At 68.7% G+C, this 13774-nt stretch carries 21 protein-coding genes; all 21 read left to right on the top strand.

What is annotated here, in order from left to right:
* Positions 1–106: 106 nt before the first annotated feature.
* On the top strand, positions 107–958 hold the full coding sequence (locus ACGFR7_RS33250) for a WhiB family transcriptional regulator (RefSeq protein WP_393326485.1): 852 nt from the start codon (positions 107–109) through the stop codon (positions 956–958).
* Positions 955–1386: a hypothetical protein gene (locus tag ACGFR7_RS33245; RefSeq protein WP_393326482.1), complete on the top strand. Its 432-nt coding sequence runs from the start codon at positions 955–957 to the stop codon at positions 1384–1386. Before ACGFR7_RS33250 ends, ACGFR7_RS33245 begins: the two co-directional genes overlap by 4 nt.
* Positions 1383–1778 (top strand): hypothetical protein, encoded by a 396-nt coding sequence (locus ACGFR7_RS33240; protein WP_393326479.1) that lies wholly within the window; start codon positions 1383–1385, stop codon positions 1776–1778. Before ACGFR7_RS33245 ends, ACGFR7_RS33240 begins: the two co-directional genes overlap by 4 nt.
* Positions 1779–2228: 450 nt before the next feature.
* On the top strand, positions 2229–2576 hold the full coding sequence (locus tag ACGFR7_RS33235; RefSeq protein WP_393326476.1) for a hypothetical protein: 348 nt from the start codon (positions 2229–2231) through the stop codon (positions 2574–2576).
* Between the two features lie 199 nt (positions 2577–2775).
* Positions 2776–4194 (top strand): winged helix-turn-helix domain-containing protein, encoded by a 1419-nt coding sequence (locus tag ACGFR7_RS33230; RefSeq protein WP_393326474.1) that lies wholly within the window; start codon positions 2776–2778, stop codon positions 4192–4194.
* Positions 4187–4978: a DciA family protein gene (locus ACGFR7_RS33225; protein ID WP_393326471.1), complete on the top strand. Its 792-nt coding sequence runs from the start codon at positions 4187–4189 to the stop codon at positions 4976–4978. Before ACGFR7_RS33230 ends, ACGFR7_RS33225 begins: the two co-directional genes overlap by 8 nt.
* A gap of 300 nt (positions 4979–5278) precedes the next feature.
* Complete coding sequence (locus ACGFR7_RS33220; RefSeq protein ID WP_393326468.1) at positions 5279–5944, top strand: ParA family protein; 666 nt, start codon at positions 5279–5281, stop codon at positions 5942–5944.
* Positions 5944–7146: a ParB/RepB/Spo0J family partition protein gene (locus ACGFR7_RS33215; protein ID WP_393326465.1), complete on the top strand. Its 1203-nt coding sequence runs from the start codon at positions 5944–5946 to the stop codon at positions 7144–7146. The genes ACGFR7_RS33220 and ACGFR7_RS33215 overlap by 1 nt, the downstream gene beginning before the upstream one ends.
* A gap of 593 nt (positions 7147–7739) precedes the next feature.
* The gene (locus tag ACGFR7_RS33210) at positions 7740–8120 is read left to right on the top strand and encodes a hypothetical protein (RefSeq protein WP_393326462.1); all 381 of its coding nucleotides are present in this window, start codon (positions 7740–7742) and stop codon (positions 8118–8120) included.
* A gap of 231 nt (positions 8121–8351) precedes the next feature.
* On the top strand, positions 8352–8891 hold the full coding sequence (locus tag ACGFR7_RS33205) for a hypothetical protein (protein ID WP_393326459.1): 540 nt from the start codon (positions 8352–8354) through the stop codon (positions 8889–8891).
* 111 nt (positions 8892–9002) lie between these two features.
* Complete coding sequence (locus ACGFR7_RS33200) at positions 9003–9245, top strand: hypothetical protein (protein ID WP_393326456.1); 243 nt, start codon at positions 9003–9005, stop codon at positions 9243–9245.
* A 165-nt stretch (positions 9246–9410) separates the two neighbouring features.
* Positions 9411–9773 carry a hypothetical protein gene (locus ACGFR7_RS33195; protein ID WP_393326453.1) on the top strand — a complete coding sequence of 121 codons (363 nt, stop codon included), beginning with the start codon at positions 9411–9413 and terminating at the stop codon, positions 9771–9773.
* A 123-nt stretch (positions 9774–9896) separates the two neighbouring features.
* Positions 9897–10340, top strand: coding sequence for a hypothetical protein (locus ACGFR7_RS33190; protein ID WP_393326451.1), 444 nt, complete (start codon positions 9897–9899; stop codon positions 10338–10340).
* Positions 10341–10360: 20 nt separating this feature from the next.
* Positions 10361–10669 (top strand): hypothetical protein, encoded by a 309-nt coding sequence (locus ACGFR7_RS33185; protein WP_393326448.1) that lies wholly within the window; start codon positions 10361–10363, stop codon positions 10667–10669.
* Positions 10670–10717: 48 nt separating this feature from the next.
* Entirely contained in the window at positions 10718–10924 is a 207-nt protein-coding gene (locus tag ACGFR7_RS33180; protein ID WP_393326445.1) for a hypothetical protein, read from the top strand.
* Positions 10925–10988: 64 nt separating this feature from the next.
* Positions 10989–11336: a hypothetical protein gene (locus ACGFR7_RS33175; protein ID WP_393326442.1), complete on the top strand. Its 348-nt coding sequence runs from the start codon at positions 10989–10991 to the stop codon at positions 11334–11336.
* On the top strand, positions 11329–11502 hold the full coding sequence (locus tag ACGFR7_RS33170) for a hypothetical protein (protein WP_393326439.1): 174 nt from the start codon (positions 11329–11331) through the stop codon (positions 11500–11502). The genes ACGFR7_RS33175 and ACGFR7_RS33170 overlap by 8 nt, the downstream gene beginning before the upstream one ends.
* Positions 11499–11732 carry a hypothetical protein gene (locus ACGFR7_RS33165; protein ID WP_393326436.1) on the top strand — a complete coding sequence of 78 codons (234 nt, stop codon included), beginning with the start codon at positions 11499–11501 and terminating at the stop codon, positions 11730–11732. The genes ACGFR7_RS33170 and ACGFR7_RS33165 overlap by 4 nt, the downstream gene beginning before the upstream one ends.
* A complete protein-coding gene (locus ACGFR7_RS33160) occupies positions 11729–12124 on the top strand; it encodes a hypothetical protein (RefSeq protein WP_393326434.1) in 396 nt (131 codons plus the stop codon). Before ACGFR7_RS33165 ends, ACGFR7_RS33160 begins: the two co-directional genes overlap by 4 nt.
* A complete protein-coding gene (locus ACGFR7_RS33155) occupies positions 12121–12663 on the top strand; it encodes a RusA family crossover junction endodeoxyribonuclease (RefSeq protein ID WP_393326431.1) in 543 nt (180 codons plus the stop codon). Before ACGFR7_RS33160 ends, ACGFR7_RS33155 begins: the two co-directional genes overlap by 4 nt.
* A complete protein-coding gene (locus ACGFR7_RS33150) occupies positions 12660–13745 on the top strand; it encodes a helix-turn-helix domain-containing protein (RefSeq protein WP_393326428.1) in 1086 nt (361 codons plus the stop codon). Before ACGFR7_RS33155 ends, ACGFR7_RS33150 begins: the two co-directional genes overlap by 4 nt.
* The last annotated feature ends 29 nt before the right edge of the window (positions 13746–13774 follow it).

Here is a 13774-nt window from a genome sequence, read left to right as displayed (position 1 = left end):
CACGTCAGACAAGAGCTCACGAAGCAGGAACGGGAAGCCGCGGTCCTTCAGGCCGCGGCTTCCGTCGTTGATAGCGCCCTTCGCGGGGAGAGGGAGGGGGACGGCCATGCATGAAGCACGCCGAGCCTGGATGAACCTGACGGAGCACCGGCACTACGCCTACCGCGGCTGTGCCCCGGACCTGGACGAGCCGACGCGGGCGCAGGGGGACCTGGAGCTGGGTGTCGATGCGTGGTTGCCGTATACGGAGGACGACGGTGAGGCGCCGTCGGTGCGGATAGCGCGGGAGAAGGCCGCGGCCGCGGTGTGCGCCTCGTGTCCGGTGCTGGCGCAGTGCCGGGCGTACGGCCTGGCCGAGACCCCCGACGGCAAGCTCGCCGAGCCCGAGGGCGTCCTCGGCGGCATGCGGTCCCTGGAGCGACACCGGGACCTGATCGCACGCCGCCGCACGGCCGAGCCCACGGTCGCCCTCGCGGCGGGGGATCCACGGCTCGACGAGGCCCGGACCCCGCAGAAGCAGGCCGTATTGGCGGCGTTGGCGCGGGAGTCCGACGAGGAGCTGGTGGCGTACCGGGCCGGCATGGACGTGCGCACCGCCAACTGGCACAGGGCGATCCTCACCGGCCTCCTCGGCCTGGACAAGGACGTCGCCAGCCGCGGGGAGCTCCTGGCGCGGGCCGCCGAGCTGGGGGTGCTGCCCAAGCGCGCCCGGATCCGCCCGGACGGCATGCACCCGGTGCCCGCCGCACCGAACACGGACGGGAGCAGGCAGCGGCGGATCGCGCTGCGCATGACGATCCAGCTGGTCCTGCCCGGCCTGGAGCACCTGCCGCGCGTCCCCCGCCAGCCTGCCCCACCGCGCACGGCGTCCGCCCCGGCCCGCCGGGAGATTCACATCGTCTGGGTAGCGCAGCCCCTCGCCCTCCCCGCCCACCCCGTTCTGGAGGCCGTCACGTGACCACCACCCCCCAACTCCCCACGCCCACGGCCCCAGCCAGGACCACACCCTCGCCCGCGCTGGACGTAGCCGCGGTCGACGCCCAGCTGCACAATCGCAACCTCCGCTCAGCCGCCGTCATCGCCGGCGTACTCGACGCAGGGCTCCTCAACCACGCCGGGCGCCCCGACCGCCTGCCCACCGCGCTGTTCCCCGACGTACCCGAGGACGCGGTGCAGGCGATCTGGAACATGGCCCTGGTCGTCGGCATCTGGGCAGGCAAGGCCATGCTCCGGCCACAGTGGAACCCCGCAATGCTGGACCGGCTCCGGGACGCCCTGGACGAGGCCGGCTATCAGGCCATGGGTGCCAGCGTGGCCACCGCCGCGCAGTGCGGCCGCGGTCAGCACACCGACGAGGACCTGCCCTGGTGGGGAGACGAGCAGTGACCGCCGCGGGGCGGGGACGGCCCGTCGTCTTCGACGAGACGCTGCAGGCGGAGTTCCTGCGGCTCGTCGCTGACGGCGTCCACGTCGGGGAAGCCGCAGCCAAGGTCGGGGTGGGGCGGAAGACGCCCAGTCAGCTCGCCGCCCGTAACCGCGCCTTCGCTGCTGCCCTCACCGACGCCAAGACCGTGGGCCGGTCCGCGCGGTTCGCCCCCGAACGCCTCGCGCACGGACGCGTCAGCACCTACATCAACCACGCCTGCCGCTGCCCCCGCTGCCGCACCGCCGCAAGCCGCGCACGATCCAACAGCCCCGACCGCAAACACGCAGACATCCTGGAACTACCCGACACCCAACCCACCACCGGAGAAACGGAGTTCCTTCGTGCTGGCTGATTCGGTCGTTCAAAGCCGCAGGCCGCTGACCTGCGCTGGACACCGTTATTTACGTCCCAAAAGTATAGGACAACCGGGCCCACCGAAGGGATGACCCGATGAGCTGGTCATACGACCTAATCAACAGTTATCGACACGACTTGCTGAAGGGTGGAGGCGTGAACAGTTCAACCGGTAGGCTGGTGCCTGCGCCAGACGACCATTCAGGTTCTGATGACGCACACAAGACAAATGGAGCGGCCCCGCTCCCCCGGCTGGTAACCGGGATCAAGGCGGGGCCGTTGCCGGGGGCGAACCCGGCCACCGCCAGCCACAGCTACGAAAGGCCAGCGATATGGCTCAGAGTACCCGGGGATCCGGGCTATCAGACAGTGGGACTCCAGCCACCGCCGTGAAGATCACACCGGCGGGCCCGAGCGGAGACCCTGTCACCACTACCAAGACCATCGCGTGACCGCCGGCGGCGAGGAGTACCTCGCCCCGCAGCAGGCGTACGTCGACCCCACCCAGCACCGCCCTGGCGACTGCTGCGAACACTGCGACAGCCTCGATGAGTGCCCCGGGTACCTCGGCAACCGCATGACGCAGCGATACCGCGTCGAGGGTTGGGACGCTGACGCCTGGACCATGATGTCCAGCGCCTCCGAGGAAATCGCGGACACCCAGAAGCGCATGCGTCAGCTCAAGAAGCGCTTCCCTCAGATTCCGATGCGCATCGTCGCCGAGACCACGACGTACATGGTCGTCGGGACCGCACCGGGCAATGCCCCACCGACTGATGGAGATCAATTGACGTAGGTCCTACCTAGCGGGAGGTCTTGCCCCTCGGGGCTTCCTCTACCGCTGGCCGCTGGTGTTGGCGCACCGTGCGCGGCCTTCTGCAACGGCCCGGTTTGGCGACCGGGCTAAGGCTCCGGGACAGATCCGGTTTGGCGACCGGCTCCTACCAGAGCGACTGGGTTCCGACACCCACCCCCGCACACGAGGGGGCTTTTGCGTGCCCTCCCGCAATGACGGAAGCGAGTACATAGTGCACGACGTTCACACCTCTTGTCAGCTCAGCGATGCCGAAACAGGCGATTCGCCCCGGATTTCCCTCCCCGGACAGTGCAACCAGGGCCCGGCCGCGGCACTCCGTGTCGCACCCAGCCATCAGTGGGTCTCCACCACCACCGGCCGCATCACCGACGGGCACGACTGGCTCATGGCCGTCCACTGGGCCGCCGACCCCAAGCACAAGCGCTACACCCCCAGCAGCGCTCACGGCCCCCGCAGCATGAACGACACCACCCTCCGCCTCGCCCGCACCCTCGCCCACCTCACCGAGTGCCGGCCCGGCATCGCCTTCCTCATGCGGCTCCTCAAAGCCAGCGAGCGGACCGTCGAATACCACCTGGGCATGCTCCGCGAAGCCGGGCTGCTGGCGTACCGCTCCAAAGGCACCCGGGTCTCCGGCGTCGGCGCGCAGGCATCCGTGTACGAGCGGGTCGTCCCCTTCGCCTACGACGAGGCACACGGCATCCGGACCGTCGGCGAAGGCCCCGCCCGCCGCATCGTCGGCGCCGCACCCGAGCACCGCGACGAGCTCGGAAAGCTGTCGAAGAAGGCCGCCCGCAAGACCCGCCGCACTCGCCGGACGCGGAAGGGCCGTTGCACCCCAATGCAGGGTGGTACCTCTGGCTCTTCCTCTGCGGGTACATCTACCTATCCCCCTGAGAACAAGCTCGCCAGCGGGACCAGCGATTCCCCCACTCCCCAGATCCCTAAGCAGCGGGCCCGTCGTGCCCTCAACCGCGTCGGCCGCCGCTACCAGCTCGCCCAGGAACTCATCCAGACCATCCCGTGGCTCGGCAACACCAACACCGCCCGCGTCGCATGGGTAGCCCGCGAAGTCGCCGACGCCGGATGGTCCGCAGACGAGACCCGCGCCTACCTCGACCAGTTCGCCCTCGGCCCCGCCGACGGCATGCGCCGCCCCACCGGCGTCCTCGCCCGCCGCCTCAAGGGCGCCACCCGCATCCTCCGCACCCCGCAGGCCCGGCAGGAATGCCTGAATGCGTGGCGGGAATCCCGGCAGGCCACCCGCGCCGAACACGACGCCACCCAGTACGAGACCTTCGGCCCCGGCCCATCCAGCGCCCACGTCCAGGAGCTCGTCGCAGAGGCCTTCCGCCGTACCCAGCCGCGCCCGGCCACCGACGAGGAATGCATCGGCGAGTACTCCGCCGACAGCCCGATCGTCGCACTCGAAGACCTGACCCGCGACGAGGTCATCGACATGCGCGCCGCCGCCGCCAAGGACCCCAGCGTCATCGGCCTCGCCATCGACCTCATCGGCGAACACCAGGCCCGCCGGCTCTACACGAACGCCGCAGTCAACCGCAACCAGGCCGAACAGGAGACCGCCCATGCCTGAGCCGTCCGGCAAGGACATCTGCCGCGAAGCCCTCGCCGCCTACAAGAAGTCCACCTGGGCCATCCCCGCCAACAAACAGTCCAACAATCCCAAGCGCCCCCGGATAGTCCGACGCGGGACCGGGCGGGATCCCGTAGGGCTCGGTAGCGTCGTCGAAACCCTCAGCACCGACCAGGACTGGCAGACCGGCATCAAGGGCAGCAGCCTCCGCGACCGCTGGAACGAGCTCTGCCCCACCGAACTCTGCGGGAAGGTGGAGCCCACCTCCTACGACAAGACCCGCGGCTGCCTCACCCTCAAGCCGTCCTCCGACGCGGCCGCCAGCTTCCTCCGCATGTTCGGCCAGCAGCTCGTCACCAGCCTCCAGAAGCAGGGCGCCCCTGTACGGGCGATCCGCCTCGAGCGCGTCGGCCCCCTCAGCAGCGGCCAGCCGGCAGCCCCGGAGCTCACCCAAGAGCCAGTGGCCCTAGGCCCGGTTAAGACCCGCGACACCGCGTCCCCTGGCTACCGCGCCGCCTTCGAAGCCATCAAGGCAACCGCGCGAACCGAGACCGATGTCCAGCAGCGCACCCGGGCCGCCGCCGAACGGCAGACCGCGGCCATGCGCACGCACCGCGAGCCTGACGACGAGCACGCCGAAGCCGTGTGGTTCGCCGACGACCTCGAGGCGAAGAACCGCGCCGAACGAGACCAGCTCATCCGCCGCCTTGCCCGCGAACACAAGGCCGACCGTGAAGCTGGCAGCATCCCCGAAATCCGCACCGCCTTCCAACGCACGGCATGACGGCGGACTGCCTCCGCCGAGCCCGTGCCATGGGCCTGGCCGTACGGCACATCACGGCATGATTTAGCGCGCTAAATCGAGCGCCGAGGGCAGGGAGGCACCGAGATGACTCCAATTGGAGTCGCATCTAGGTCTCCGATGTCCGGTTGCGAACCTCAGCTTGTCCCCGAGCCCTCGCCGTTTTAGCGCGCTAAAACCGACCGCCACTCCGAGAGACCGCCAAAGAAGATCTCCACCAGTGCATCTGCGATGATTCGCCCTGTCCGTAGTACCGGAACACGGGAATCACACGGAGAGCACATGCCTTCCAGCGTCTACGTCGTATCCATCGACCCACAGGCCTCCACCGTCTGGTGGGCCAACCGAATCGGCGACCAACTGCCGTTCGACTTCTCTCAGGAGCACGAGACTCCCGAGAACCTCGCTGCCCTCGCCACCACGAAGGCCAAGGTCCACGTCATCGCCAACCAGAAGGGCGGCGTCGGCAAGACCACCAAGACGATGAACCTCGCAGCAGTCGTCGCGGACGTCCTTGCCCACAGCGACCGCGGCTTGGAACACGTCTTCATCGACACCCCGGGCAGCCTCCAGGACGAGAACCTCCTCCTCGAAGCCCTCAAGTACGCCGACGACGTACTGGTGCCCATGCCCCCTGAAGGCCTGGCCTTCGACCCCACCGCCCGAACCGTCGAACGCGTCATCAAGCCCACCGGCCTGCCCTACCGCGTCGTCATCAACAACTGGGACCCGCGCGACGGCAAAGCCGACCTCGAGGACACCCAGGCGTACATCGAAGCCAAGGGATGGCCCGTAGCCCGGACCGTGATCCGTCGCTACAAGGTCCACACCCGCGCATCCGTCGACGGCCGAGTCGTTACCCAGTACCCGAAGAACCGGGTCTCCATGGAGGCGCGAGAAGACTTCTACCGCCTCGCCATTGAGCTCGGCTACGGAGGCGCCGCCTAATGGGTCGCCGTACAAGCCTCGCCTCACTGGCCGGCGACCAGGTCGAGGAAGTCCCAGGCAGCAGCGACCTGACGCTGCTGCACATGCCCTTGACCAAGCTGGTGCCCACTCGGTTCAACCCTCGCCGGAACTTCGGGAACAAGGAACAGCTCTGCGAGTTCGGCGAGGTCCTGAAGAAGCGGCAGCTGCAACCAGCGGTCGTCGTCTCCCGGACGGCATACCTCAAGCTCTGGCCAGACGAGGCCGAGCTGGTTGGTGACGCCAGCTACGTCATTGCGAACGGGGAGCGCCGCTATCGAGCCAGCAAGGAAGTTGGGCTCGAGAAGCTATGGGTCGTCCACCGGGAAGAGGTTGCCAGCTCCAGAGCCGACTTCCTCGATGCGGTCCTCTCCGAGAACAACGACCGCGATGACCTGGACCCGATCGAGCGGGCACTCGGTATCGACACCATGGTTCAAGAGCTTGACGGTGTTGGCGCTGTCGCTGCGCACTACGGGAAGTCTGCGGGGTGGGTCAGTCAGCAGCGCAAGATGCTGAAGTTGGTTCCCGACCTTCAGATGCTGGTGAGCAGTGGCGAGATGCCCCAACGCGAGGGGTACCGCATTGCTGGCCTGCCAGCCGGTGAGCAGGTTGCAGAGTGGAGGGTCGAGCTCGTGCGCCGCGAGCAGCTGGAGAAGGCTCGCCAAGAAGCCAAGAAGAGCAAGGGGAATCCGGGCGGGGCTGCCCCGAAGTCGCCTGTGGCAGGTAAGGGAGAGGGGCCATCTGCGGAGTCAGCCGCCTCGGACGGTTCCAGTTTTAGCGCGCTAAAAAGTGGCGGGAGCGACGACAACGGCGGAGAGGCCTCCCCTGTCGACGTGCCAGCCCAACTATCACGGCGTGATCATCCCGGTGCCCAACCTTCATCCGATGCAGGCCAAGGCTCTGGAGAGCCCAACCCTTCGGCCGACGAGGAGACAGGGGGCCAGGAGCTGGGGGAAGAGGCCGGTGAAGCGGCCACGCCGACGCCGGGCAAGGGCAGTCAACCGCGACAGCTGCCATACGACGAGCCCTTCTACGTCGTTCAGCATCTGCGTCTGAAGATGTCCAGCGATGCCTTCGCCCAGGGTGGCCGCGTTTGGATGGCTGCTATGCGAGAGCACCAGCCCGAGGCGTATCACGCGCTGCTGCGAGAGCTGACCAAGGAGGGCGCCGAGTCCTCCTGACGGGCCCGATCGCCAAGCGGCCCCGTTCTCTCACCGCCACGGTGGGGGAGCGGGGCCGTTTTCTGCGTTTCGGGCCGGTCGCCCCACCCATCCAGATCACGCCAGACTGCCGGGGTTTCTCCGTCCCCCACCCGAGTGACAAGCCGACCGGCCCCTTCACGTCGGCGGCGAGCCCGGGTTGCTTGGGTGGTGCTGCCTGTCGTGGTGGGGCGGGCGGCCGCGGTAGGGGAGCGGCCCCTACCCCGCCACCCCGCACGTGCGCTGGACGAAAAAGGGGGGATGGGCCCGACCAGCCTGAACCGTATCCGGGCTAGACTGCCGTCACTGACGGGCCACGCCCTGAGGTCTCGCGCCCCCGGCGCTGCGGTAGCTGTTGTCGGCAAAACTCCGGCCACCGCACAGCCGGGGGCGTTCTCATACCCGCGGACCGTCGGCGGCCGGAATCCGTCGCCTGCGTAGTCACAGACGTGCCAAATACTGAGCCCCACCTAACCTGTCGGCCCGCTTTGGTGTCACAGTGGCACTCTGGCCCGGTCTCCGGCAGCACCAGGCCCGACCGACCTCCCTTCCCAACGCTGCCGAGTGGAGAGCCCATGCCCGGACCTGAGGCGGCCGGCACCACGCCACCGCCCACACTCCCGCCCACCGCCATCACGACCGTGGCAACCGCGGATGCCGACGTGATCGACCTCCACCGGCGCACCAGGCGACGCCGCAGCGGCGACACTTTGAGGGTGGCCACCCAACCGTCCGACCCGGCACTGGAACGCCTCGCCGCGCACGCCGAGGCCCTGTACCAGGAGTTCGACCGGACGCTCACGGACCCGGCGACAGCGGAGGCCTACCGCATCGCCCTGCACCTGGCGATCAGCTTCCTCGAGGGGGCGCACGCCCGAGGCACCGTCCCCGACGGAGCCCTCGACGCCCCGCGCAACATGCTCCTCGCGGCGTGCAACGCGCCCGACGCTCTGTAACCCCTTCAGGGCGTCAGTAACCCCTATAGATCCACCCTTTGTGACCGTTTCGCATCAACATTTTCGCCCACCTGCGGACTTGCCCGAAGCCGTTCAATACGCGACTAACTCGTGCCATCATTGAGCATCCGGACGCTAACCGGGAGTGATCAGCTCCGGCCACGGCGCATGCACGCAGCCCCACCTGCCCCCAGTGCGCCCCCAGGCCGCAGGCAGATGGATGGGGACCATATGGGCAACGCAGACACCAGCGCCACAGCAGCGGCCCACATGCGGACCCTGCGAGAGATATCCGGGCCCCTCGCCCGCAAAGGCGACACGAGCCCCAGCCGCGCCAAACCAGCCCACGCGCCGGCCCCGATCGACCTTGGGCTCCTCGACCACCTTGAGGCATCCCGCGCCGAAATCGTCGCCGCCGTACGCGACGCCAACCCGGCAGCCGGGCCCGCACCGCTCGACGAGGGCATCTACCAGTGGATGGTCGACGCCACCCCTCAGCTCGACGAAGACCGGCGCCGCGTCCATGAGGCGCTCGCTTACCGGCAGGGCCTCGAGCACGCACTGCGGGCGGGGGAGGAGAAGGTCATCCGCCGCCATGCCTGCCCTGCCTGTCGGACGTGGGGACTGTTCTGGTCCCGGCCCGCCCAGCGAGCGGCGTGCGTGAACCGGTACTGCTCCGACGCGGCGGGTAGACGCAGCACATGGACGCTGTCCCAGCTCGCCCACCACCACATCGCCACCCAGGCAGAGCGGAGGCGGACAGCGACCTGACGCACTGCCCGCACCACCTGGCACGACTGCTGCTGCACCACACCCGCATTACCCGTTTCGGCCGGCTCGGCGCTGCGAAAACGACGGCCCCCGAAAAGGGAGTAGTGGCCAATGGCCCTGTCCGTCATCACGCCAGAGTCCGTCACCGGCGACCTCGTCACCCTCAAGGAAGCCGTCCTCCTGCTCAAGGACACCGGATACCCGGCGTCGCAGAGCACCTTGAGGCGCTGGATCAACCGCCACGGGGTCCTGACGAAGCGCATCGGGAGAGTGGATTACGTGTGCTTCTCCGATGTCCTGCTGGTGCAGCGGGATGAGTACGAGCGGATGTTGGCGGAGGCGCATCAGCGCTGACCTGCATGGACGTCTGTGATTGAGCCCCGGCCCGGGGGGTGGGTCGGGGCTTTCTCATGCCCATTCGTAGTTTCTGTTGCGATCACCACAGAAAACTGTCATGCTGGCAGAGCCGACAAGGCGAGGACCCAACTCCCCGCCGAGTACTAGCTCCTGGAGCTGACCATGAGCATCACCCTGGACAGGCCCGTGCGCACCCACCGCACCGCCATCTCCCACCGAGACCTCACCCCCATCCAGCAGACCGGCTGGAACACCGTCGAAGAGCTGACCTACGACCTGGAGCAGGCCGCCCACGCCGGCGCCAACGTCGCGGCCGAGCTCGTCCTGGCCCACGCCACCGCCGCCCAGTTCCTCGGCATCGACCTCCCCGCCGGCGACATCCTCGTCCAGTGCTCTTGCATCGACTGCCCGGACGCCTGCGACCGCATCACCGCGTTCAAGGCCTGCGCCGAGTACCTCGACGGGAACGTCCAGCGCCCCCAGTGCCCCGCCTGCGTCAAGGACCACCGCCACTACGGCGACTGAGTCCCACGCCCCCAACGTCCGGCCCGGCCCCGGTCGAACACCCCGCGGCCCCCACCCAGACACCCGCCGGCAGTAGCTCCCCCGGCCGGGCCGGACCACCACCTGCACGAACGGAGACCCGCCATGTCCGAAACCGCCCGCATCCTTCAGCAAGCCGCCCGCCTCATCGGGACCTACGGCCTCCACACCGGCCCCCAATTCGCAGGCCTGAGCGAGAGCTTCAGCTCCCTCCACGCCCCGCTGGACGTCTGCGCCGCCATCTACATCGCCGCCGAAGGCAAGGGCCCCAGCGTGTTCCAGAGGGACGAAGACGCCTCCCTCCGCCTCATCGAGTGCAGCGCCCCCACCATGCAGGCCATCCGCGTCCTCTCCAACGCCCTCGACACCGAACCGCCCTTCATCCAGATCACGGATGACCACACGGTCGCCGAGTACGTGCAGCACGTTTCCCGCTGGGCCAGCACCCCCCAGTTCTCTGACGAGCAGCCGCCCACCGAGGCCGAGGTCATCGGCCGCATCCTCCGCACCGCCGACACCCTCGACGCCCCGCGCGCCCTCGCCGCCTGACACCCGCAGGAGCACCCGCCATGGAGAACTTCGCCTTCACCCTCCCCAAGCCCACCACCCCCGACCAGATCCTCGACGAGCACCTCGGACGCGGCGACGCCAACGACGAGCACCACACAGAGCGCACCACCCTCCCCGAGCTCGAACACCGGCTGGAGTGCTACCGCGACCCCCGCATCAGCGGCACCACCCAGGCCGGCGCCAGCAAGTACACCGCCGCCTACTGCCGCGGCTACCAGGCCTACATCGAGGACGCCTACGCCGCCGAGTGGCTCTCCGCCGACCTCGCCTACACCGCGGCCAACGACCTGTACCAGCCCGCCAGCTGAACCCCGCACCACCACACCCACCCTCAGTGATCAACGGAGATGACTGACATGGCCGCCACCACCCCGAAGAAGCCCACCACCGACACCGCCATGACCCCCGAACTCGCCATGGCCTACGAGTTCGACCGCATCCAGCAGCGCCTCAGCGTCAACGACGGCCGCCTCGCGGAACTGCGTCACTGCCTCGACGCCGACGTTGACACCTGCGTCCAGCTCCCCGGCATCCCGCATCCCGACGAGACCCAGACCGCGTGACCCGAGCCCCACCCGCCGGGCGGCCCACACCGCCGGCACCCGCCCCGACCACCAGGAGCAGCGCATGACCGACACCCGAACGCTCACCCTCCAGACCAGCGCCGGCCCCATTCCGGTCCAGGCGTACCCCACCGACACCGACGGCCTCTACGTCTACCGAAACGGCGCCACCTGGCGACTCGCCCACCACACCGGCTACGTCCTCGCCGACTTCCACTACAACCAGCACCCCTACAACGCCGCCAAGGCCCTCGGCGAGATCACCGACTGGACGCAGACCGCCGAGCAGCTGCGCACCGACGTCAACACGTTCATCTACGCCGTCTTCGACGCCATCCACGACGCCGACGGCACCTGCCTCCTCCGCCCCGACGGGCCCGCCGCGCACGCCCTGGCAGCCCGCGGTGACTGACCACACCGCGCTCCTCCGCGCGGCCGAGGACGAACTCGCCCGCCTCCGCACATGGGCAGCCCTCATCGTCAGCTTCATCCACAACCCCGCCTACGACCGCGACGCCCGCATCGCCTGCGCCCAAACCCTCGGCCTCCCCGAACCGACCAAGGAGCCCGCCCGATGAACGAGCGCGACGTCTCCTGCACCGGCAAACGCTGGTGGCTCACCCGAGCCGCAGCCAAACGCGAAGCCAACGGCATACGCCGCCGAGGCGGCCCCGCACTCCGCGTCTACCCCTGCCGCTACTGCGGCTGCCACCACCTCGGCAACCCGCCCGGCCAAGCCACCTACACCCGCCGCACCCGCAACGGCCCCGTACCACTCCACCAATACATCCAGGAGCGCACCACATGAAGGCCCTCACCATCCGCCAGCCATGGAGTGGCGCAATCGCCCACCAGTCGAAGCGCGTCGAAAACCGCACCTGGAAGCTCCCCGACAAGTACCGCGGGGCCCGCATCCTCATCCACGCCGGCGCTGAGCCCGACAAGAGCGCCACCGTCCACGGCCCGAACCTCGACGTCTACGGAGCCTTCATCGCCGTCGCCCGCATCACCGGCTACCACTACGACACCGGCAACGACCCCTGCTGCTCCGAGTGGGCCTTCCAAGGCACCTACCACTGGACCCTCGACGACGTCCGCGCCCTGCCCGAGCCCATCCCCGCCAAGGGCCGCCTCGGCTTCTGGACCCCCACGGACGACGCCCTCAACGCCGCACGCGCCCAGCTGGAGGCCAACCGGTGACCGCCCTCGCCCCCGAACCCGTCTCCCTCACCTGGGAACACCGCGCAGCCATCGTCATCCACGGCGAACCCGCCGGCCAAGGCGCCATCAGCTTCAACGGCAAAGGCCGCGGAGCCCGCCACACCAACGAAAAGAAGCTCAAGCCCTGGCGCCGAGCCATCATCCTCGCCACCCGCGACACCACCGGCTGCCACGGCTACACCGACTGGGGCGGCATCTGCCTCACCTGCCGTATCCCCAAGCCCGACCACGGTCTCTACGCCAACATCCCCACCGCAGTCGACATCACCATCACCGTCCCCAAACCCAAGACCGCCCCCAAGCGCCGGCAGTCCTGGCCCATCACCCGCGCCAGCTCAGACATCGACCACCACGCCCGCGCCTGCCTCGACTCCCTCTCCGAATCCGGCGTCATCCGCGACGACTCGCAGATCACCGAACTCGCCGTCCGCAAGGTCTACCCCGGCGAACACCCCGAAGCCCTCTCCGCCCCCGGCGCCCTCATCCGCCTCTACACCCTGAACGGAGCCCCGCAATGACCACCGTCGCCCCGCACACGCCGCCCCACGAGACACGCCGCGCCACCGGACGCGCAGAAACCCTTCGCTCGTCTTGGGAGGACCGCTCCGCCTGCTACAACCGGCCCACCCAGTGGTGGGACGACGACGCCCCGAAGGAGCTCCAGGAGAAGGCTCGGGAGGTGTGCATGGAGTGCCCGGTCTTCGCCGAGTGCTTGGGGGATGCGCGGGCCACCGAAGGGGGGGCCGACATCGGCCGCAGCAACGTTCGTGCTGGCCTCACAGGGCGTCAGCGTGACTGGTTGAACCGGCAGGTGCGTCTGCACGGGGAATTCGACGCCGAGGAAGCCAGGCTGCTCGCCCTCGAGTCGACGGTGTCCGGTCGGACGGTGAAGGACCTCGCCGAGCGGGGGGGCGTGGAGGGGATGACGCTGCGCCTGGCGGTGAAGTTGCTGCCCGTGACTGAAGTGGAGCCCGCGCCGGCTCCGGTGGCTGAGGTGAAGCCGCGGAACAAGGGCGAGCGGGTGCTGGCGCGGATGGAAGAGGTGCTGGAGTGGCGGTATGAGGGTGTGTCGCTGGCGGAGGTTGCCGCTCGGTTGGGCGTCTCGGCCCGGACCGCGTCTGACGCCATCAAGAAGTATTTGGGTGACGATCCCGACCAGCCGCTGAAGGTCCACAGCCGGCTTTCGAAGGAAGAGAGGGCCGAGCAGATCACCGGGTTCTGTCAGGGCGGCTTGACCTGGAAGGACATCGACCGGGAGTTGAGTCAGTCGTACGGGACGACGTACCGGTTCGTGGCTCGCTACCGCAGTGAGCTGGAGTCGCGCGGTGAGCCCGTGCCTCGGGAGTTTCAGCGGGACCAGGCGATTCTGACGGAGGCGCAGGTGGTGCGTATCCGGGAGAGGGCCGTGGAGGGCGTGACGGACCTTGAGCAGGCGATGGAGCTTGGGGTGAACCGGAAGGTCGTCACGGATGTGGCTGCGGGTGAGACGTACAAGAGGTTCGGTGGGCCGATCCGTCCGAAGCGGGTGTCGAAGCAGCCGTGCTTGGCGTCGCGGACGTTGTGGCACAACGGGCAGGCCGGGTTCGTCAAGGCCAGCTGAGCAGTTCAACCATTCGATCGATCAAGTAG

The organism is Streptomyces sp. NPDC048516 (genome assembly GCF_043199875.1).
Taxonomy (GTDB): Bacteria; Actinomycetota; Actinomycetes; order Streptomycetales; family Streptomycetaceae; genus Streptomyces.
Note: the sequence above shows the minus strand (reverse complement) of the source record. Positions and strands in the feature narration are given on the sequence as shown.

Excerpts from the sequence above, each read along its gene's own strand:
- ACGFR7_RS33165 (WP_393326436.1), top strand. The coding sequence starts at position 11,499 with ATGAACGAGCGCGACGTCTCCTGCACCGGCAAACGCTGGTGGCTCACC.
- ACGFR7_RS33220 (WP_393326468.1), top strand. The coding sequence starts at position 5,279 with ATGCCTTCCAGCGTCTACGTCGTATCCATCGACCCACAGGCCTCCACC.
- ACGFR7_RS33200 (WP_393326456.1), top strand. The coding sequence starts at position 9,003 with ATGGCCCTGTCCGTCATCACGCCAGAGTCCGTCACCGGCGACCTCGTC.
- ACGFR7_RS33175 (WP_393326442.1), top strand. The coding sequence starts at position 10,989 with ATGACCGACACCCGAACGCTCACCCTCCAGACCAGCGCCGGCCCCATT.
- ACGFR7_RS33215 (WP_393326465.1), top strand. The coding sequence starts at position 5,944 with ATGGGTCGCCGTACAAGCCTCGCCTCACTGGCCGGCGACCAGGTCGAG.
- ACGFR7_RS33250 (WP_393326485.1), top strand. The coding sequence starts at position 107 with ATGCATGAAGCACGCCGAGCCTGGATGAACCTGACGGAGCACCGGCAC.
- ACGFR7_RS33160 (WP_393326434.1), top strand. The coding sequence starts at position 11,729 with ATGAAGGCCCTCACCATCCGCCAGCCATGGAGTGGCGCAATCGCCCAC.
- ACGFR7_RS33190 (WP_393326451.1), top strand. The coding sequence starts at position 9,897 with ATGTCCGAAACCGCCCGCATCCTTCAGCAAGCCGCCCGCCTCATCGGG.
- ACGFR7_RS33225 (WP_393326471.1), top strand. The coding sequence starts at position 4,187 with ATGCCTGAGCCGTCCGGCAAGGACATCTGCCGCGAAGCCCTCGCCGCC.
- ACGFR7_RS33185 (WP_393326448.1), top strand. The coding sequence starts at position 10,361 with ATGGAGAACTTCGCCTTCACCCTCCCCAAGCCCACCACCCCCGACCAG.
- ACGFR7_RS33195 (WP_393326453.1), top strand. The coding sequence starts at position 9,411 with ATGAGCATCACCCTGGACAGGCCCGTGCGCACCCACCGCACCGCCATC.
- ACGFR7_RS33180 (WP_393326445.1), top strand. The coding sequence starts at position 10,718 with ATGGCCGCCACCACCCCGAAGAAGCCCACCACCGACACCGCCATGACC.
- ACGFR7_RS33150 (WP_393326428.1), top strand. The coding sequence starts at position 12,660 with ATGACCACCGTCGCCCCGCACACGCCGCCCCACGAGACACGCCGCGCC.
- ACGFR7_RS33210 (WP_393326462.1), top strand. The coding sequence starts at position 7,740 with ATGCCCGGACCTGAGGCGGCCGGCACCACGCCACCGCCCACACTCCCG.
- ACGFR7_RS33205 (WP_393326459.1), top strand. The coding sequence starts at position 8,352 with ATGGGCAACGCAGACACCAGCGCCACAGCAGCGGCCCACATGCGGACC.